The organism is Occultella kanbiaonis (genome assembly GCF_009708215.1).
GTDB classification, from domain to species: domain Bacteria; phylum Actinomycetota; class Actinomycetes; order Actinomycetales; family Beutenbergiaceae; genus Occultella; species Occultella kanbiaonis.
In genome coordinates this window covers 4,009,007-4,028,070 of sequence record NZ_CP046175.1, presented here as the reverse complement: position 1 = coordinate 4,028,070, position 19,064 = coordinate 4,009,007, and the positions used below count along the sequence as shown (strand labels likewise).

Here is a 19,064-nt window from a genome sequence, read left to right as displayed (position 1 = left end):
CTCCGGCTGCCGAACGGCCGACAGGTCACAGATTCATATCGGTGCCGACGATGTGCTGGTCCCGCGACGTCGTCTAGTGATTAGATGACTTGCATGGCACAGCCGCCGGACGTCGCGAAGAGGGCCAACCTCTCCAATGATCTGGCGCGTGCGATCGTCCGGTTGGTCAACGACCGCGGGCTCCAACCCGGGGACCCGCTGGATTCCATGAAGGTGCTCGCGGCCCGCTTCGAGGTCGCCGTGCCCACCATGCGGGAGGCGATGCGGCGGCTCGAAGGGCTCGGAGTCCTGGAGTTCCGGCACGGCTCCGGCGTCTACGTCGGCGCGAACTCCGGCCGGCGGGTGCTCGCGAACCCGCTCTCGCCCCGGCCCGACTCCGATCAGCTCGTTGAGCTCCTGGAGGCCCGTCGGCAGATCGAGCCGCAGCTGGCGATGCTGGCCGCGCAGGTGCGCGAGCCGGTCGCCATGACGTGGATGGAGGAGGCACTGGAGCGATCGCGCCGACTCGTCGCCGAACGGGACGAGGCGCTGTGGCTCTCGAACCTCGACTTCCACCGGGCCGTCGCCGCGGCCGGGGGCAACGGCGTGCTCGCCGAGGTCCTCGACTCGATCGTGCTCGTGCACGGCGAGGAACAGAAGGAGATCCTGCGACTGCACGGCGACGCCGTCGACGACTACGCCGAGCACGCCCGGATCGGCGCCGCCGTCCGGGACGGCGATCCCGAACTCGCTCGCGATGCGGCCTACACCCACCTCGACCACGTCGTCGAGGTGATCCGGGCCCGGATCGGCTGATCCGGGCCACGAAGGTCCGCACCCCCACGGACCCAGCCGAAGTACCAAGCAGCACCCCAACCCCACAAAGAGGTGTATCCATGAGGAAGAAGACGACCCTGGCGGCCGCCGTGCTCACCGCGGCCGCGCTGACCCTGGCCGCGTGTTCCGGAGGCGGCGACGGCACGGACGGCGGCGACGGTGGTGATGGTGGCGACCCCACCGAGGCCGTCCTGAGCTTCTACACCGACAAGGCCGCATGGGAGCCGTCCTTCGACGACATGAACGCCGCGTCCGAGGGCGTCACCGCGACGCTTGAGTTCACCGGCTACTCCGACCCGACGGCCTACGACGCCTTCATCAAGCAGTCGTTCCGCACCGACGACAAGCCGGACCTGTTCACCTGGCACACGGGCGACTCGCTGGCCCAGCTCGTCGACGAGGGCCTCATCGCGCCGACCACCGAGATCTGGGACGCCGCGATCGCGAACGGCGACGTCACCGAGGAGCTGGCGGAGAACTACACCTACGACGGCGAGCAGTACTGCGTGCCGCTGAACGTCGTCTACTGGGTCATGTACTACAACAAGGCCGTCTTCGAGGAGAACGGTGTCGAGGTCCCGACCACGTGGGACGAGTTCATGGACGTCGGGCAGACCCTCGTGGACAACGGCGTGGTGCCGCTGCACCAGATGAACATCATCTTCGAGTTCGTCTGGTTCCAGGCGATCCTCGCGGGCCTCGACCCCGACGCCTACAACGGGCTCTCCGACGGCAGCGTCAGCTACACCGACCCGGTGGTCGTGGAGGCCATGAACATCTGGCACGACATGCAGACCGACGGGTACTTCATCGACCCGGGCGTGACGACGGACCCGCAGACGCTGCTCCAGACCGGTGAGGTCGCGATGGCGTACTTCGGGACGTTCTTCACCGGCCAGCTCACCGACCTCGGCATGGTCTCCGACACCGACTACGGGATCTTCACCCTGCCGAACGTCAGCGCCGACCTTGGCGACACCTCCGTGGTCGTCGAGACCGGCCCGCTGTGCGTGGGTGCAGGCAGTGCGAACGAGGCGGCGGCCCTGGACTACAGCGCCTGGTGGATGGGCGTCGACGCCCAGTCCGCTTGGAGCGAGTCCCGCGGTGACGTCTCCTTCAACCCCGGTGCCACGGTGACCGACGCCGCCCTGGCGGCGATCACCGAGGAGGTCAACGGTGACGGCTTCCTCCAGCTGCGCCGCTACCTGGAGGCGACCCCGACCCCGATCTACACCGTGGCCTCCGAGCAGTTCGGGGCGTTCGTGACGAACAACGGTGACCCGATGGCGGTCCTGGAGGCGATCCAGGCCGAGGCGGACGCGTACTGGGCCGAGAACTGACCTGTTGGTGGGGTCCGCCGCCCCAGCCCGGCCGCGGACCCCTCCGACGATCCGGCCCGCCCGAAAGAGGAGGTGCGTGCGCATGTCACTGCCCACCGCGCGGCAAGCGGAACTCGTCCCGCAGCGCAAACCGAAGAACCAGTTCTGGCTCTCCAGCATCGGTTTCGTGGCGCCCGGCGTCCTGCTCGTCGCCGTCGTGCTCTACCTGCCGTTCCTGTGGACCACCTACATCAGCTTCACCGAGTACAACGGCCTCGGTGACCCGGAGTTCATCGGCATCGAGAACTTCCGGGACATGTTCGCCGACCCGGCGTTCCTCAACTCGGTCCTCAACACTCTCTACTGGGTGCTCGGCACGATCGCGCTGCCGGTCGGACTCGGGCTGCTGATCGCCGTGCTCAGCCACGGGTTGCCCAATGCGACGCTGTTCCGGCTGCCGTTCCTGATCCCGTACGCCCTCTCCGGGGTGGCCGTCGGCGTCATCTGGTCCTTCGTGCTGCAGACCAACGGCGCGCTGAGCCAGGCGCTGGTGTTCCTGCACCTGCCCGGGTCGGAACTGCGCTGGCTGCTCGACGCACCCCTGAACACCTTCGTGATGATCGGGGCCTCCACCTGGCAGGGCGCCGGTGTGAACGCGCTGCTGTTCGGCATCGGCCTGCAGTCCATCCCGAAGGAGCCCCTCGAGGCGGCCCGGGTCGACGGCGCCAGCGGCTTCACGCTGTTCCGCACGATGACCTGGCCGATGCTCGCCCCGCTCACCACCGTGGTGGTCGGGCTCTCCATCGTGGGCAGCCTGAAGACGTTCGACATCATCTGGGGCATGACCAAGGGCGGCCCCGGCCGCGTCTCGGAGACGCTCGCCCTGACCATGTACAAGGAGACGTTCATCAACAACGCCTACGGTCTGGGCGCGGCGGTGGCGCTGTTCCTGACCGTGGTCACGGTGCTCGCCTCGATCCTCTACCTGCGCCGGCAGCTCGCCGACTCCAGGTCGATCTGAGGAGGCCGCGATGCTCGCACGCAAGATCGTCCTCGCGGTCCTCGGCCTGCTCTGGCTGGTGCCGGTCTACCTGCTGCTCGCGAACGCGTCGAAGCTGCCCGCGGAGTTCGGCACGTATGGGCTGTGGGAGCCGGGCAACCTCGGCGCCCTCTTCACGAACATGGCCGACGCCTGGGACCGCGGCCGGCTGTCCCAGGGCATCGTCTCGACGGCCGTCTACGCCATCGTGTCCCCGATCATCGCCGTGATCATCGGCGCCGCCGCCGGGTTCGCCATCGTGGCCCTGCGGCTGCGGAACGGCTTCTTCTGGTTCGTGGTCATCTTCGCGAGCACGATCTTCCCGCTGCAGATGATCCTGATGCCGCTGTTCGTCGGGTACGCCCAGACCGGTCTGTTCAACACCAGGGTCGGCATGATCCTCGTGTACACCGTGATCGCCACGCCGTTCTCCGCGTTCGTGATGCGCAACTTCTTCACCGGTATCGCGCACCAGGTGTTCGAGGCCGCGGTCATGGACGGCGCGTCCACCTGGCGGATCTTCTGGCGGATCTATTTGCCGATGTCCACCAGCGCCCTGGTCGCGATCTTCATCCTGCAGGCCACGTTCATCTGGAACGACCTGCTGCTGGGCCTGACCCTGACCCAGTCCTCGGAGATCCGCCCGGTGATCACGGCCCTGTCCGCGTTGCAGAGCACCTATGGGGGATCGGCGATGTCCACGGTGCTGGCCGGAGGGCTGCTCGTCTCCCTGCCCACCGTGATCCTGTTCCTGGCCACGCAGCGGGCCTTCACCCGGGGCCTGTCCCTCGGCCAGTTCTGAGAAAGGCGGAACCCTGAGATGACAACACCGATCGAGGCCGCCGACGGCGGAGGGTCACCCTCCGTGGTCGCGGTCACCGGGGGAGCGGCGGGGATCGGGGGCGCCGTCGTGGCGCGCCTGGCCGGCGACGGCGCACGGGTGTACGCGCTCGACACCGACGCCGACGCCCTCGCGCGGCTGGAGCAGCCCCGCGGCTCGGGGGAGGTCGTCGGGATCCGGGTGGACGTCACCGACGAGGACGCGATGACCACCGCGTTCGGGGCCATCGCGGCCGACGGTGGCCTGGGCGGCCTCGTCTGCGCCGCCGGCATCCAGACCTACGGCACCGTGGACGCCACCCCGATGGCGACCTACGACCGGGTGATGGCCGTGAACGTGCGGGGCGCGTTCCTGGCCGCGCACCTGGCGGTGCCGCAGATCCGCTCCGGCGGCGGCGGGGGCATCGTGCTGATCTCCTCGGTCCAGGCATACATCGCCCAGCACGGGGTCGCGGCCTACGCGGCCACCAAGGGGGCGCTGTTGTCACTGACCCGCGCCATGGCCGTCGACCATGCACCGGAAGGGATCCGGGTCAACGCCGTGTGCCCGGGATCGGTGGACACCCCGATGCTGCGCTGGGCCGCGGGCCTGCACGCGGACGGCCAGGAACAGGTCGACGCGATCGTCGCCGAGTGGGGCCGCTCGCATCCACTCGGGCGGGTCGCCCGCGCTGGGGAGGTCGCGGACGTGGTGGCCTACCTGCTCAGTGACCGGTCATCGTTCGTGACCGGTGCCGATATCAAGGTCGACGGCGGCCTCACCGCGGGCAACGCCGTCGCCCTGCCGGAGGAGGACCAGTGAGCGACCTCAGGATCGTCGACATCCGGGCGACCACCGTGACGGTGCCGCTCGAGGCCCCGTTGCGACACTCGAACGGCGCCCACTGGGGCCGGTTCGTGCGCACCATCGTGGAGATCGAGGCGAGCAACGGCCTGATCGGCCTCGGCGAGATGGGTGGCGGTGGGCAGGGCTCGGAGGCCGCCATCGCCGCGCTGAAGCCCTACCTGGTCGGCCACGACCCGGCCGGCGTCGAGGCGCTCAGGTTCATGATCGCGAACCCGACGGCGAGCCTGTACAACAACCGCACCCAGCTCCTGGCCGCCGTCGAGTTCGCGTGCCTTGACCTGCTCGGCCAGCACGTCGGCCTCCCGGTGTACGACCTGCTCGGCGGGAAGCTCCGCGACGAGGTCGAGTTCGCGTCCTACCTGTTCTACCGGTATCCGGGACGCGACGGGAGCGGCGAGGTCCGCACGATCGACCAGCTCGTCGACGAGGCGAAGGCGCTCAGGGCCAAGCACGGGTTCCGGGTGCACAAGCTCAAGGCCGGGGTGTTCGACACCGACTTCGAGCTGGCCGGCTACCGGGCGCTCGCCGAGGCGCTCCCGGCGGACCGGTTCCGGTACGACCCGAACGGCGCGCTCAGCGTGGAGGAGTCGATCCGGTTCGCGAAGGCGATCGAGGACCTGCCCAACGACTACCTCGAGGATCCCGTCTACTCCCTCACCGGGATGCGCAGGGTCCGGGAGAACACGCACGTCCCGCTCGCCACGAACACCGTGGTCGTGAACTTCGAGCAGCTCGCGGCGAACATCCTCAACCCTGCCGTGGACGTGATCCTGCTGGACACCACGTTCTGGGGCGGGATCCGGCCGTGCATCCGGGCCGCCGGGATCTGCGAGGCGTTCTCCCTCGGGGTGGCCGTGCACTCCTCCGGGGAACTGGGCATCCAGCTCGCGACCATGCTGCACCTGGGTGCCGTGGTGCCGAACCTGGTGTTCGCCGCCGACGCGCACTACCACCACCTCACCGACGACATCGTCACCGGCGGGCTGCGGCCCTACGTCGACGGGAAGATGGCCGTGCCCACGGCGCCGGGCCTCGGCGTCACCCTCGACCGGGACAAGGTCGCCGAGTACGCCGAGCTCTACCGCGAGCTCGGTGGGTACACCTACGACCGTGACCCGGGCCGCCCGGACTGGTACCCGCTGCTGCCGAACACGTCCTTCGCCGACCACACCATCGAGGGCATCCCGGAGGCCCTCGCCGCGGAGTACGCCCGATGGCCGTCCTGATCGTCGTCGCCGAACGCGACATCGTTGGCCTCTCCGAGGAGTCCGGGGCCAACAACCTCGCGCTCGACGGTGGCGGGGCGACCTGATGGTGCGGGTCGACCTGCCCCTGGAGCAATTGCGGACCTACCGGAACCCGCGGCCGGCGCCGCCTGGCCTGGCCGAGTACTGGGATCGGACCCTGGCGCAGTCCCGCGCCGCGGCCGGGCCGGTGCGAGCCGACCGCGTCGACGTCGGCCTGCGCACGGTCACCTGCTACGACGTCACCTTCCCCGGTTTCGCCGGCGAGGACGTCCGGGCCTGGTGGCTGGTGCCGGTACTGCCCGACGGCGTCGCTGCCGCGGGCACACCCGGCACCCGTCCGGTCGTGGTCGAGTTCCTCGGGTACGGCGGCGGCCGCGGGCTGCCCCACGAGCGCCTGATCTGGGCCGGCCACGGGTTCGCGCAGCTCGTCGTGGACAGCCGCGGCCAGGGCAGCATCTGGAACACCGGGGACACCCCGGACCCGCACGGCTCCGTGGCGGGATCGCTCGGCCTGCTCACCAAGGGCGTCGACCACCCCGACCACCTCTACTACCGCCGCCTGCTCACCGACGCCGTGCTCGCCGTCGACGCCGCCGCCCGCCTGCCCGGCGCGGACCCGAGCCGGATCGCCGCCGTCGGGCACAGCCAGGGCGGCGCGCTCGCGCTGGCCGCCGCGGCGCTGAACCCCGCCGTCGCCGCCGTCGGGGCCAGGGCACCGTTCCTGTGCGGGATCGCCCGCGCCCTCGAGGTCACCGACGCCGAGCCCTACGGGGACCTGGCCCGCTACCTGTCCGTGCACCGCACCCGCACGGAGGACGTCCTCGCGGTGCTCGATCATGTCGACGTCTCCTTCCTCGCACCGCGGCTGCGCTGCCCCACCTGGATCTCCGTGGGGCTCGCGGACCCGATCTGCCCGCCGTCGGGCATCTTCGGAGCGATCAACGCTATCGAGGCGGTCGCCCCCGAGGTCCGCACCTGGCCCTACGGCGGCCACGAGGCAGGCGGCGCGCACGACGACGCGCACCTGGCCGCCTGGCTCGCCGAACACCTCGGACCAGCCGCGGCCGACCACCACCTGCCACCCGACCAGCACCCGAACCAAGGACAGCCGTGACCCACCACCTCGTCCCGACCTGCGCCGACGTCGCCAGCGACGTCGTCGTCGATGCCTTCGACGACATGGTCAACCCGCCCGGCCTGACCAACCACTGGGCCGTCGCCCAGGTGGACCACGACGTCGTCGCCGTCCGGAGCCTGAACGTCCCGCCGGTCTCCCAGGGGGACTCGATCTCCGGCCAGCTCTACCTCGGCGGCCGCCTCGCCCGGTCCTTCGGCGCTCCCGTGAGCGTGCGCTGGCGCCCGGACCGGGTCGAGCGCTCCACCACGATCGACGGCTGGGAGATCACCACGGTCACCGTGTGCCCGCCCGGCGAGCCCGGCGTGAGTGTGACGATCGAGGTCACCGAGACCACCGGCACCGACCGGGACCTGCGGCTCGGCCTGTGGCTGGCCTCGACCGTGACGAAGCAGGCCGGACCGTGGCGCTCGGCCGAGCCACCGCAGGCCACGAACACCCTCACCCGGACGGGCGCCCGGCTGGTCGGCACCGACGGCAGCGCCACCGCGGTCCAGGAGTTCGTCCGGCCCGACGGCGCACGGCTGCTGGACGGGCCGGCGCACGTCGTCGAGGCGGTGCTCGAGGTGCCCGCCGGCGCCACGGTCGCGTTCGGCTACGTGCATGCCGTCGCCGCGGAGCCGGCCGAGGCGGCGCAGGTCGCGGACCGCCTCGTGGCAGGTCTGGCGGATGCGGCGCGGGCCAGTGAGGTCGAGTGGGACCGGCAGATCGCCGCCATGTTCGACCCCGACGACGACGAGTTCGGCGGCGCTCTGCCGGTGCTCGAGACCGACGACGAGGCGCTGCGACGGCTGTACTGGTGGGGCGCCGTCGGGGTGTTGTGGTTCAAGCGGGACAACCCGGCGTCCGTGCTCGGCCGCACCTACGACACGCTCATGCCCCGGTACTGGCAGACCACGACGTTCATCTGGGACTACTCGCTGTCCTCCCAGGTGCACGCCCTGCTCGACCCGGGCGTGATGCGCCGGCAGATCGCGCACTGGGTCGGACTGGACATCGATAAGCACTTCGGCACCGAGTGGCTCACCGGCGGGCCGGTCGGCTACTGGTACTCGGTCAACCACTACGCGATGACCCGGCTCGTGCGCGACTACGTCGCGTTCACCGGGGACCGTGCCTTCCTGGAGGAGTCGCTCACCACGGCCGACGGCGTCACGCAGCGTCTCGCCGACGACGTCCGCGCGTGGTCGCGGGCCTGGCACCGGATCCGCTCGGCCAGTGGCCTCGCCGACTACGGGGAGATCGACAATCTGCTCGAGTGCGTCAGCTCCTACGTGCACGAGGTCGCCAGCCTGAACGCCGCGAACGTGTGGTGCCTGCGCACCGCGGCCGGTCTCGCCGACCTCGAGGGCGACCCGGGCGAGGCGGCGTCGCTGCGGGCCGAGGCCGAGGAGCTCGTCGCCCTGGTCAAGGACCTGTACATCCCCGGCGACGGGTTCTTCCACGCCCGCCAGCCCGACGGTTCGCTGGTCCCGACCCGGCACTGCTACGACTTCGCCACCGTGGGCACCACGATCGCCGCGGACCTGCCTGCCGGGACCCGGGACGAGATGGTGCGGTTCTTCACGCAGGAGTTGCGGACGCCATCCTGGATGCGAGCCCTCTCGCCGTACGACGCCGACGCCGGCTACTCCCTGCGCGCCGACCATCAGTGGAACGGCGCCTACCCGGCCTGGCCGCCGGACGCCGCGCGGTCCGCGATCGCCCTCGGCCACCCCGAGGTGGTGCTGGAGTGGCTGCCCGGTCTGGCCAGGTCGGCGAACCAGGGCCCACCCGGGCAGGCGCACTTCGTCGAGGAGGCCGCCGAACCGGTCAACGGGGGAGCGCGCAAGACCCCACCCCAGTTCCCGTACCTGATCGACTGGTCCTGCTCCTCGGCCGGGGCCTGGGTGGAACTGGTGATCTCCGGGATCTTCGGCGTCCACGTGGACTGGGACGGCACGGTGACGGCGAACGGCTGCGTGGAGGGGCTCGACGCCGGTGCCGCGTTGCGGGGGCTGCGCGTCGGCGGCGTCAGCTACGACGTGGTCGACGGCCAGGTGCGCAGGAGCTGACGGCGATGAGTGCGGCACCAGGGATCGCGGCGATCACCCTCGACGGCGGGTGGCCGGCGCTGGAACTGCGCAGCCACGCGGCGAGCCTGACCGTGCTGCCCGAGAAGGGGTGCGACCTCGTCTCGCTCGTGGACCGGCGCACCGGGGTGGACGTGCTGTTCCGGGCGCCGTGGGGCATCCCGCCGCGGGCGGCCGGGGCCTGGAACGCCGTCGACGAACCGCAGTGGCTCGAGCGCTATCCCGGCGGGTGGCAGGTGCTCTGCCCGAACGGTGGCGCCGCGTCGCCCGCGCCGGGCGGGGGCACCTGGGGGTTCCACGGGGAGGCGTCCCGGATCCCGTGGCAGGTCACCGGGAGCGGAACCGACGGACAGGCCGCGTGGCTGACGGCGCGGACCCGGCTCACCGCCGCCCCGCTCCGGCTGGAGCGGACCATCCGGCTGGACGGCGCGGGCGTGTCGATCACCGAGACCTGTGCGAACACCGGGCCGGACCCGATCGGGATGATGTGGTCGCACCACCCGGCGTTCGGGGCACCGCTGCTGGCCGCCGGGGCGCGGATCACCACGGGCGCTCGGACCTTCCTCGCCGACGCGACGTCCCCGGGCACCCACCTGGCGGCGGGAGCGTCCGGGGCGTGGCCGTTGGCCGTCGCGGCCGACGGGTCGGTGCGTGACCTGTCCGCGGTGCCCGGGCCGGATGAACGGGTCGCCACATTCGGGTACCTGACCGACCTCGGGCCCGACGGCGCGTGGGCCGAGATCACGAACGCCCGCCTCGGTCTGGGCGTGCGGCTGTCCTGGGACGGGACCGTCTGGCCGCACGCGTGGTTCTGGCAGGAGCTGCACGCGAGCCCCGGGCACCCGTGGTGGCGTGAGGCGTACGTGTGCGCCATCGAGCCGGCCGGCACGATCCCGGGCCACGGCGTCGCCGGAGCGCGCGACGAGGACCTGCTGCATCTGGCCGGCGGCGAGCGCCGGACCGCGACGATCGAGGCGAGCCTGTTCGAACCGAGCTGACCGCGAAGTGCGAGGCGACGAGGAAGGAGGAGGCCATGGCAACGGTGCGCGTGTTCCACGACGGGACCCTGACCGACCCACGGCTGGATCATCCGGAGGGGATCGCGGTGCATCCCGACGGGAGCATCTGGTGCGGCGGCGAGGCCGGCCAGCTCTACCGGATCGCTCCGGACGGCGACGCCCTCGAGGTGGTCGCGAGCACCGGCGGGTTCATCCTCGGCGTGACCTTCACCCCGGCCGGCGACGCGCTCTACGCGTGCGACCTGAAGGCGCGCGTCGTGCACCGCCTCGACGTCGCCACCCGCGCCGTCGAGGTGTTCTCCCGCGGCGGCGACCGGCCGTTCGTGACCCCGAACGCGATCGCCGTCGCCGCCGACGGCACCGTCTACGTCTCGGACTCCGGCGCGCAGGGCGTACCGGCCCCGGGGGTGTACCGGTTCGCTCCGGACGGCACCGGAGGCCTGTGGTACGACGGCGAACTGGACTTCGCGAACGGGCTCGCGCTGACGCCGTCGGGCCGGGAACTGTACGTCGCGGAGACGTTCGCGTCCGCGATCACCAGGATCGCGATCGGGCCGGACGGCGCCCCCGGGCGCCCCGAACTCCTCGCGCACCTGCCGGGCGCACTGCCCGACGGCGTCACGGTCGGCCCCGACGGCGCCGTGTACGTCGGGTGCTACGAACCGTCCCAGGTGCTCCGCGTGGACCCGGCCGAGGGCACCGTCACGACCGTCGTGGCCGACCCGACCGCCCACCTGCTCTGCCACCCCACGAACCTCGCGTTCCGGGGGAGCCGGCTCTTCACGAGCAACCTCGGCCGCTGGCACGTCAGCGTCATCGACGGCGCGGTGGGCACCGGCGCGCCGTCGACGACGCCGACGTGAGATTCACGACAGACCGTCACCACCACACGCCCTCGTGTCACGCGCACCGTTCGGAAGGGATAAGTTAGTCGCCGTGGCAACGCGTACGGTGACCTCATCCCCCCAACCAGGATCCGTGTGGAGATCCACACCGCTGTTGAAGGTCGCCATGGCGATCAGCGGCATCATCCTGGTGCTGTTCCTGCTGGCTCACATGTACGGGAACCTCAAGGTGTTCGAGGGCCAGGACGCCTTCGACGGCTACTCCCACCACCTGCGCGAGCTCGGCGAGCCGATCCTGCCGTACGGCGGTGCACTGTGGATCATCCGGATCGTCCTGCTCGCCGCCATCGTGGTGCACGCGGTCTCCGCGATCACGCTGTGGCGACGGGCCCGTAAGGCCACCGGCGGCAAGGGTGGGGCCAGATACGCCAGCTCGAAGGCACCGCGCGGTGCGCAGCGCAGTTACGCCTCGTTCACGCTCCGCTGGGGTGGCGTGACGATCCTGCTCTTCGTGATCTACCACCTGCTGCACCTGACCACGAACACGATCGCTCCGGGTGGCGCCTCGGACAGCCCGTTCGAGCGGGTCGTCAACGGGTTCAGCATCTGGTGGGTGGTGCTCAGCTACACGATCGCGCTGATCGCGCTCGCGTTCCACCTGCGGCACGGGATCTGGGCCGCGATGGCGACGCTCGGGGCGAACACGAGCCCGAAACGCCGCAAGAACCTGAACATCATCGCGGTCGTCGTCGCGGCCGTGATCGTGGTGGGCTTCCTGATCCCGCCCTTCGCCGTTCTCTTCGGATTGGTTGGTTGATTTGAGCAGCGTCAGCGACACCCAGTTCTTCACCGTCGGTGAGCCGCTCGCCGACACCAAGGCGCCCGCCGTCCCGGTCAACCTGATGTGGGACGAGCGCCGGTTCCAGGCGAAGCTGGTCAACCCCACCAACCGCCGCAAGCGCTCGGTCATTATCGTCGGGACCGGGCTCGCCGGTGGCGCGGCCGCTGCCACGCTCGGTGAGGCCGGCTACCACGTCAAGAACTTCTGCTACCAGGACTCGCCGCGCCGCGCGCACAGCATCGCCGCGCAGGGCGGGATCAACGCCGCGAAGAACTACCGCAACGACGGCGACAGCGTCCACCGGCTCTTCTACGACACGGTCAAGGGCGGCGACTACCGCTCCCGCGAGTCCAACGTGTACCGGCTCTCCCAGGTCAGCGTCGAGATCATCGACCAGTGCGTCGCGCAGGGGGTCCCGTTCGCCCGCGAGTACGGCGGCCTCCTCGACAACAGGTCCTTCGGCGGCGTGCAGGTGTCCCGCACGTTCTACGCCCGTGGGCAGACCGGCCAGCAGCTCCTTCTCGGCGCCTACCAGGCCCTCGAGCGCCAGATCGGTGCCGGCAGCGTCGAGATGTACACCCGCCACGAGATGCTCGACCTGATCATCGTCGAGGGCCGGGCCCGCGGGATCGTGGTCAGGGACATGGTCTCCGGTGAGATCGAGACCCACATGGCCGACGTCGTGGTGCTGGGCACCGGCGGCTACGGCAACGTGTTCTTCCTGTCCACGAACGCGATGGGCTGCAACGTCACCGCGACCTGGCGGGCGCACCGCAAGGGTGCCTACTTCGGCAACCCCTGCTACACGCAGATCCACCCCACCTGCATCCCGGTGTCGGGGGAGTACCAGTCCAAGCTCACCCTGATGAGCGAGTCGCTGCGCAACGACGGCCGGATCTGGGTGCCGAAGGAGGCCGGCGACAATCGCGACGCCCGGCAGATCCCCGAGGACGAGCGCGACTACTACCTCGAGCGCCGCTACCCGGCGTTCGGCAACCTGGTGCCCCGGGACGTGGCGTCCCGGGCCGCCAAGCAGGTCTGCGACGAGGGCCGCGGCGTCGGCCCCGGCGGACGCGGGGTCTACCTCGACTTCGCCGAGGCGATCACCCGGCTCGGCCGCAAGGCCGTCGAGGCCAAGTACGGCAACCTGTTCGAGATGTACGCGCAGATCACCGGCGAGGACCCGTACGTCACGCCGATGCGGATCTACCCGGCCGTGCACTACACGATGGGCGGGCTCTGGGTCGACTACGACCTGGAGTCCACGATCCCCGGGCTGTTCGTGATCGGCGAGGCGAACTTCTCCGACCACGGTGCGAACCGGCTCGGGGCCAGCGCCCTGATGCAGGGCCTCTCCGACGGCTACTTCGTGCTCCCGAGCACCATCGCGAACTACCTCGCGGACGCCCCGTTCGAGGCCGCGGATGCCACCCACCCGGCGGCGGTCGAGGTCACCGAAGCGGTGCGCGAGCGGGTCCAGCGGCTGCTGGCCATCAACGGCACCCGCACCGTCGACTCCTTCCACAAGGAGCTCGGCCACATCATGTGGGAGTACTGCGGGATGGAGCGCACGGCCGAGGGCCTGACGAAGGCGATCGGGCTGATCCGGGCGTTGCGCGAGGAGTTCTGGACGAACGTCCGGGTCACGGGCACGAGCGAGGAGCTCAACCAGACGCTGGAGCGGGCCGGCCGGGTGGCCGACTTCTTCGAGCTCGGTGAGCTGATGTGCATCGACGCCCTGCACCGCGAGGAGTCCTGCGGCGGCCACTTCCGGGCCGAGCACCAGACGCCCGACGGCGAGGCGTTGCGCGACGACGAGAACTTCGCCTACGTGGCGGCGTGGGAGTTCGGCGGCGACGGCGGCTCGCCGGTGTTGCACAAGGAAGACCTGATCTATGAAGCGATCGAGATGAAGCAGCGGAGCTACAAGTGAACATCACGTTGCGGGTGTGGCGTCAGCGCAACAGCGACGACACCGGGCAGATGCAGACCTACCAGGTCACCGACGTCTCCCCGGACATGTCCTTCCTGGAGATGCTGGACGTCCTCAACGAGAACCTCACCATCTCGGGCGAGGATCCGATCGCGTTCGACAGCGACTGCCGGGAGGGCATCTGTGGGATGTGCGGCCTGGTCATCAACGGCCTGGCGCACGGCCCGAAGGAACGGGTCACCACCTGCCAGCTGCACATGCGCTCCTTCTCCGACGGCGACGTGATCGACGTGGAGCCGTGGCGGGCCGAACCGTTCACGGTGATCAAGGACCTGATCGTCGACCGTGGTGCGTTCGACCGGATCATCCAGGCCGGCGGCTTCATCACCGCCCCCACCGGCACCGCGCCGGACGCGCACGCCGCGCCGGTGCCGAAGGTGGACGCGGACGCCGCGTTCGACGCCGCCACCTGCATCGGCTGCGGCGCCTGCGTGGCGGCCTGCCCGAACGGATCCGCGTCCCTGTTCGTCGCGGCGAAGGTGACCCACCTCGGGCTGCTCCCGCAGGGTCAGCCGGAGCGGCACTCCCGCGCGCTGGACATGGTCGCCCAGGCCGACCTCGAGGGCTTCGGCGGCTGCACCCAGATCGGCGAGTGCACGGCCGCCTGCCCGAAGGGCATCCAGATCGACCTCATCTCGCGCCTGAACCGGGACGTGCTCGGCGCCCTCGCCCACCGCGGCTGAGATCGCACCCCCAGCCCTCAGATCGCGCCCCAGCTCTGAGATCGCACCAGCCTGGCTGAGATCGCACCCTTGAGCGGTGCGATCTCAGCGCCGGAGGTGCGATCTCACGGGCGGAACAACTCTGGCCGGGCGCACAGCGAGTGCACGAACGAGCTCGGCAGCGCATCGATGAGGCGAGCGAACATCCGATCGGTGTGAGCGAGGTCCTCCCACACCGCGCGGACCACCTCGGCCTTGGTCGCCCGGATCCGGTCCTCCCGCACCTTCTCGTCCGTCACGGTCCGAGATGCGTCGGGCCCAGTCCCGCGGTACTTGACCCGCCCGTCGAACTCGGCGTGGACCGTGACGATCCGCTGCGTCCCGTTCGGACGTGTCAGCCTGAACCGCCACCTCATGTCGGTGTAGTACATCGCCGCGTCGGTCCGCACGGCGCACTGGCAGACCGGTGGTGGCAGACCGCGGGCAAGCGCGATCCATCGGAGTGCGGACTCTCCCGGCGACTCCGCATACGGATCCGCGAGGGCGATCACGACGCGCCCCTGACGGCGCCCCCGGCGCATATCGGGTTCCTCGATGCGGCGGAGCAGCCTCGCTCGCAGCTCTGCCGTGCGCATGTCGGTGCCCGCGCGATCGGTGCGGTCCGGTTTCACCAGGATCCCCATCGCGCTGTCGACGACCACGAGCGCATCGCGCGGATGCAGGGTCCGCGCGCAGTCGAGGATGGTGCGTTCGAGGGTGGTGACGGGCAGTCCGTTCACGATGGTCCGCTCGGCCTGGCCGATCGCAACCACGTGCCGGAACATGTTCCGGGTGTGCCCCGGGCTGGGATTGCCACTCTGGAACAGGTGGACCCGGGGATCGACATCCCAGAGTGCACAGCCGTGCACGAGTGCTGCGCTGGTGTGGCTGAACACGTGGTCGCGGGTCAGGAGCCGCGTTGCCGCCACGCACCTACCCAGGGTCATGATCCGCTTGCGCCGCCAGATCGGATCTTCCGGGTCGACCACCACGAAGGCTCCCTTGCGGACAGGCACCAGTCGTTCGGTGCCGATCATCCGTGCCAGTAAAGACGCGGTCAGTTCACCGGAGAGGTAGGTGCGCGGCAGTTCGGGCGGCCTCGGCTGTTCGGGCATGCCTGCACCCTGGCGGACAACGTCGGAGCGTGCTTCGGCCCTGTGGACGGTGCTCGGAAGGTACTGAGATCGCACGGGCAGCGCCGAGATCGCACTGCCTGACGGTGCGATGTCGGTTGGGTGGGTGCGATGTCGGTGGGGTGGGTGCGATGTCGGTGGGGTGGGTGCGATGTCGGTGGGGTGGGTGCGATGTCGGTCGGGAGCGCCCGCGGGATCGCCGCTGCCTCGACCATGCCGCTGCCACGCCGAACCCGCGGGCCGACGGAACGGGCCGAGCTCGGCCCGGCACCGCGAGGTCAGTCCGAGTCGCCGGACCGGCTCGTCAGCAGTCTGCGGAAGGACTCCAGCCGCGCCTCGCCCGCGGGGCCAGCGGCGCCCGAGGCGACCCACTCGTCGAGCGCACAGTCCGGGGCGTCGGCGGTGTGCGTGCACCCGCGGGGGCAGTCCTGCGCGACGGTGGCGAGGTCGGCGAACGCGTCAACGAACGTGGCCGGGTCCACGTGGCCCAGCCCGAACGAGCGCACCCCCGGGGTGTCGATGATCCACCCGCCGCCGGGCAGCTCCAGTGCCACCGCGGAGGAGGACGTGTGCCGGCCCCGGCCGGTGGTCGTGTTCACCACGCCGGTGGCCCGGTCCGCGTCCGGCACCAGGGCGTTCACCAGGGTCGACTTGCCGACGCCGGAGTGGCCCACGAGCACCGAGACCTTGCCGGCCAGCTGCTCACGCAGCGCCTCCAGCCCGTGGATCGTCACGCCCTCGCGGTAGGTCGCGACCGACGCGACGTCCAGGGTCCGGTACAGCTGCGTGAACGGCTCGGGGTCGGCCAGGTCTGCCTTCGTGAGGCAGAGCAGGGCGTCCATGCGAGCGTCGAACGCGGCCACCAGGCAGCGGTCGACCATGCGGGGCCGTGGCTCGGGGTCCGCCAGCGCGGTGACGATGACCAGCTGGTCCGCGTTCGCCACGATCACCCGCTCGATGACATCGGAGTCGTCCGCGGACCGGCGCAGCACCGTGCGCCGTTCATGCACCCGGACCACCCGGGCCAGGGTGTCCTTCGCACCGGAGGTGTCGCCCACCACGTCCACCCGGTCGCCCACCACGATCGAGGACTTGCCGAGCTCCCGTGCCTTCATCGCGACCAGGCGCACGCCGTCGTCGGTGAGCAGGTGGTAGCGGCCGCGGTCCACGGCAAGGACCAGGGCCGCCCGGGCGAACGCGTGCTCGGGACGCTGCTTGGTGCGCGGCCGGTTCCCCTTCGGGTTCGGGCGCACCCGGACGTCGGACTCGCTCCAGTCCCTGCGTCCCGCCATGACCGGCCTACGCCCTGCCGGACGGCCCGAGCAGGTCGGCCCACATCGCGGTGAAGTCCGGCAGGGTCTTCGACGTCGTCGCCACGTTCACGACCCGGACGCCCTCGACGGCGAGGCCCACCACGGCCGCGAACGTCGCCATCCGGTGGTCGTGGTAGGTCTCCACGTCGGCGCCGTGCAGCCCGCCGCCGCGGATGATCAGCCCGTCGTCGGTCTCCTCGGCGGACCCGCCGAGTCGGCGGATCTCCGTGACCAGGGCGGCGAGCCGGTCGGTCTCGTGCCCGCGAATGTGCGCGATCCCGCGAAGCCGGGACTCGCCGTCGGCCAGCGCGGCCAGAGCCGCGATCGTCGGGGCGAGCTCGCCGGCGGCGCTCAGGTCCACATCGACCGGGCGCACCGTGCCGGTGCCGGTCACCGAGAGCACGCCGTCGGCGAGCGCGGTCGTGGCCCCGAGGCGCTCCAACAGGCCAGGGAGCAGCGCACCGGGCTGCGTCGTCGCCGTCGGCCAGTTCGGCACCCGCACGGTGCCGCCGACGGCGAGCGCGGCCGCGAGGAACGGGCCCGCGTTGGACAGGTCCGGCTCGATGACCACGTCACCGCCGGAGATCGGCCCCGGCTCCACCCGCCACTTGCCGGGCGCGGCGTCGTCCACGTTCACGCCCCGCTCGCGCAGCGCCGCGATCGTCATGTCGATGTGCGGCTGGCTGGGCAGCACCTCACCCACGTGGTGCAGGGTGAGGCCTGCCTCGAACCGGGGCGCGGCGAGCAGCAGCGCGGAGACGAACTGGGACGAGCCGGAGGCGTCGATCTCGACCTCGCCGCCGAGTACCCGGCCGGTCCCGTGCACCGTCAGCGGCAGGAACGAGGGGTCGTCGACCTTCTCGCCCGTGGCCGGGTCCGCACCGGTGACCGGGACGCCGAGCGCCGCCAGGCCGCGCAGCACCGGGCCCATCGGCCGGACCCGGGCACCGGCGTCACCGTCGAGCCGCACCGGCCCGTCGGCGAGTGCGGCGATCGGCGGGATGAACCGCATCACCGTGCCGGCGAGGCCGCAGTCCACCTCGGCCGGCCCACGCAGGACCGCAGGCGTCACGACCAGCGTGGTTCCGCCGTCGGAGGCCTCGATGCCGGTGCCGAGGGCGCGCAGCGCGCCGATCATCAGATCGGCGTCCCGGGACACCAGGGCACCGGTGATCCGGGTCGGCTCGACCGCGAGCGCGGCCAGTGGGAGGGTCCGGTTGGTCAGCGACTTCGAGCCCGGGACCACCACCGTGGCATCGAGCGGTCGGGTCGCGACGGGAGCGGGCCAAGGGGCGGTGAGAGTGGGCACCGGCCAAGCCTACCGGGGGGTCAGGACGAGATCTTGGCCCGCAGATCCGCGGTGGTCGCCTTGACCCCGGACTTCAGAGCCTTCACGTTCGCCCTGGTCAGGTCCGCCTTCACGTCCGCGAGCTCGCTCCGATGCGCCCGCCAGTTGTTCCACTGCCAGCCCAGCGAAGGCTTGCCGACCCGGTCCTCGGCCGCGATCAGCAGGCCGCCGACCAGGGCGAAGTTGCGCAGGAAGCTGCTGGTGTCGGCGCGACGCTGGTCGCCCTTGGAGGTCCAGAAGGGGTAGCGCACCACCGTGAGCGGGACCGTGACGGCAGCAAGCACCGCCGACGCCAGCCGCGGGGCCTTCCCGGTGGCGAGCAGCACGCCGGCTCCGACCGTCACGGCACCGGTGATCCGGGTCAGCGTCTTCGCATCGGTGGGGAGCTGCGGAACCTTCTCCCCGATCGCCTGGATCGGCTTGTTATAGGGCTCGAGTTTCTCGGCGTGCTTGTCCGCGTTCCGGATGGCGTCCAGGCCGTCCACGATGAACACCGAGGCGAGGAGCGGGCGGGCGAGCAGGCGCAGAGGATTCATGATCCATGACTACCGCAGAT

Annotated in this window: 17 protein-coding genes; 13 read left to right on the top strand and 4 right to left on the bottom strand. The window is 70.9% G+C overall.

Going from position 1 to position 19,064, the window contains the following annotated elements:
• Positions 1-93 precede the first annotated feature (93 nt).
• From GKS42_RS18515 to GKS42_RS18455, 13 genes are all read left to right on the top strand, one after another.
• A complete protein-coding gene (locus GKS42_RS18515; protein ID WP_210769215.1) occupies positions 94-795 on the top strand; it encodes a FadR/GntR family transcriptional regulator in 702 nt (233 codons plus the stop codon).
• A gap of 80 nt (positions 796-875) precedes the next feature.
• Entirely contained in the window at positions 876-2,156 is a 1,281-nt protein-coding gene (locus GKS42_RS18510; RefSeq protein ID WP_154795163.1) for an ABC transporter substrate-binding protein, read from the top strand.
• Positions 2,157-2,238: 82 nt separating this feature from the next.
• A complete protein-coding gene (locus GKS42_RS18505) occupies positions 2,239-3,156 on the top strand; it encodes a carbohydrate ABC transporter permease (RefSeq protein ID WP_154795162.1) in 918 nt (305 codons plus the stop codon).
• Between the two features lie 10 nt (positions 3,157-3,166).
• Positions 3,167-3,976, top strand: coding sequence for a carbohydrate ABC transporter permease (locus GKS42_RS18500; protein ID WP_154795161.1), 810 nt, complete (start codon positions 3,167-3,169; stop codon positions 3,974-3,976).
• An 18-nt stretch (positions 3,977-3,994) separates the two neighbouring features.
• Entirely contained in the window at positions 3,995-4,816 is an 822-nt protein-coding gene (locus GKS42_RS18495; RefSeq protein WP_154795160.1) for an SDR family NAD(P)-dependent oxidoreductase, read from the top strand.
• Entirely contained in the window at positions 4,813-6,087 is a 1,275-nt protein-coding gene (locus GKS42_RS18490) for an enolase C-terminal domain-like protein (protein ID WP_154795159.1), read from the top strand. Before GKS42_RS18495 ends, GKS42_RS18490 begins: the two co-directional genes overlap by 4 nt.
• 85 nt (positions 6,088-6,172) lie before the next feature.
• Positions 6,173-7,222 (top strand): acetylxylan esterase, encoded by a 1,050-nt coding sequence (locus GKS42_RS18485; protein WP_154795158.1) that lies wholly within the window; start codon positions 6,173-6,175, stop codon positions 7,220-7,222.
• The gene (locus tag GKS42_RS18480) at positions 7,219-9,297 is read left to right on the top strand and encodes a glucosidase family protein (protein ID WP_154795157.1); all 2,079 of its coding nucleotides are present in this window, start codon (positions 7,219-7,221) and stop codon (positions 9,295-9,297) included. The genes GKS42_RS18485 and GKS42_RS18480 overlap by 4 nt, the downstream gene beginning before the upstream one ends.
• Positions 9,298-9,302: 5 nt before the next feature.
• Positions 9,303-10,313, top strand: a complete 1,011-nt coding sequence (locus GKS42_RS18475) for an aldose 1-epimerase (protein WP_154795156.1) — start codon at positions 9,303-9,305, stop codon at positions 10,311-10,313.
• Positions 10,314-10,348: 35 nt separating this feature from the next.
• Positions 10,349-11,197, top strand: coding sequence for an SMP-30/gluconolactonase/LRE family protein (locus GKS42_RS18470; protein WP_154795155.1), 849 nt, complete (start codon positions 10,349-10,351; stop codon positions 11,195-11,197).
• A 115-nt stretch (positions 11,198-11,312) separates the two neighbouring features.
• Entirely contained in the window at positions 11,313-11,996 is a 684-nt protein-coding gene (locus GKS42_RS18465; protein ID WP_232847736.1) for a succinate dehydrogenase cytochrome b subunit, read from the top strand.
• A 1-nt stretch (position 11,997) separates the two neighbouring features.
• On the top strand, positions 11,998-13,953 hold the full coding sequence (locus GKS42_RS18460; protein WP_154795154.1) for a fumarate reductase/succinate dehydrogenase flavoprotein subunit: 1,956 nt from the start codon (positions 11,998-12,000) through the stop codon (positions 13,951-13,953).
• A complete protein-coding gene (locus GKS42_RS18455) occupies positions 13,950-14,696 on the top strand; it encodes a succinate dehydrogenase/fumarate reductase iron-sulfur subunit (protein WP_154795153.1) in 747 nt (248 codons plus the stop codon). Before GKS42_RS18460 ends, GKS42_RS18455 begins: the two co-directional genes overlap by 4 nt.
• 104 nt (positions 14,697-14,800) lie before the next feature.
• On the opposite strand, the gene GKS42_RS18450 is transcribed toward GKS42_RS18455, so the two are convergent.
• The 4 genes from GKS42_RS18450 to GKS42_RS18435 form a co-directional block, all read right to left on the bottom strand.
• On the bottom strand, positions 14,801-15,829 hold the full coding sequence (locus GKS42_RS18450; protein WP_154795152.1) for a hypothetical protein: 1,029 nt from the start codon (positions 15,827-15,829) through the stop codon (positions 14,801-14,803).
• Between the two features lie 296 nt (positions 15,830-16,125).
• Positions 16,126-17,139, bottom strand: coding sequence for a ribosome small subunit-dependent GTPase A (gene rsgA / locus GKS42_RS18445; protein WP_154795151.1), 1,014 nt, complete (start codon positions 17,137-17,139; stop codon positions 16,126-16,128).
• Between the two features lie 7 nt (positions 17,140-17,146).
• A complete protein-coding gene (gene aroA, locus GKS42_RS18440) occupies positions 17,147-18,469 on the bottom strand; it encodes a 3-phosphoshikimate 1-carboxyvinyltransferase (protein WP_154795150.1) in 1,323 nt (440 codons plus the stop codon).
• Positions 18,470-18,489: 20 nt separating this feature from the next.
• Entirely contained in the window at positions 18,490-19,044 is a 555-nt protein-coding gene (locus tag GKS42_RS18435; RefSeq protein WP_154795149.1) for a DoxX family protein, read from the bottom strand.
• Positions 19,045-19,064: the final 20 nt, after the last annotated feature.

Excerpts from the sequence above, each read along its gene's own strand:
- GKS42_RS18515 (WP_210769215.1), top strand. The coding sequence starts at position 94 with ATGGCACAGCCGCCGGACGTCGCGAAGAGGGCCAACCTCTCCAATGAT.
- GKS42_RS18510 (WP_154795163.1), top strand. The coding sequence starts at position 876 with ATGAGGAAGAAGACGACCCTGGCGGCCGCCGTGCTCACCGCGGCCGCG.
- GKS42_RS18505 (WP_154795162.1), top strand. The coding sequence starts at position 2,239 with ATGTCACTGCCCACCGCGCGGCAAGCGGAACTCGTCCCGCAGCGCAAA.
- GKS42_RS18500 (WP_154795161.1), top strand. The coding sequence starts at position 3,167 with ATGCTCGCACGCAAGATCGTCCTCGCGGTCCTCGGCCTGCTCTGGCTG.
- GKS42_RS18495 (WP_154795160.1), top strand. The coding sequence starts at position 3,995 with ATGACAACACCGATCGAGGCCGCCGACGGCGGAGGGTCACCCTCCGTG.
- GKS42_RS18485 (WP_154795158.1), top strand. The coding sequence starts at position 6,173 with ATGGTGCGGGTCGACCTGCCCCTGGAGCAATTGCGGACCTACCGGAAC.
- GKS42_RS18475 (WP_154795156.1), top strand. The coding sequence starts at position 9,303 with ATGAGTGCGGCACCAGGGATCGCGGCGATCACCCTCGACGGCGGGTGG.
- GKS42_RS18470 (WP_154795155.1), top strand. The coding sequence starts at position 10,349 with ATGGCAACGGTGCGCGTGTTCCACGACGGGACCCTGACCGACCCACGG.
- GKS42_RS18450 (WP_154795152.1), bottom strand. The coding sequence starts at position 15,829 with ATGCCCGAACAGCCGAGGCCGCCCGAACTGCCGCGCACCTACCTCTCC.
- rsgA (WP_154795151.1), bottom strand. The coding sequence starts at position 17,139 with ATGGCGGGACGCAGGGACTGGAGCGAGTCCGACGTCCGGGTGCGCCCG.
- GKS42_RS18435 (WP_154795149.1), bottom strand. The coding sequence starts at position 19,044 with ATGAATCCTCTGCGCCTGCTCGCCCGCCCGCTCCTCGCCTCGGTGTTC.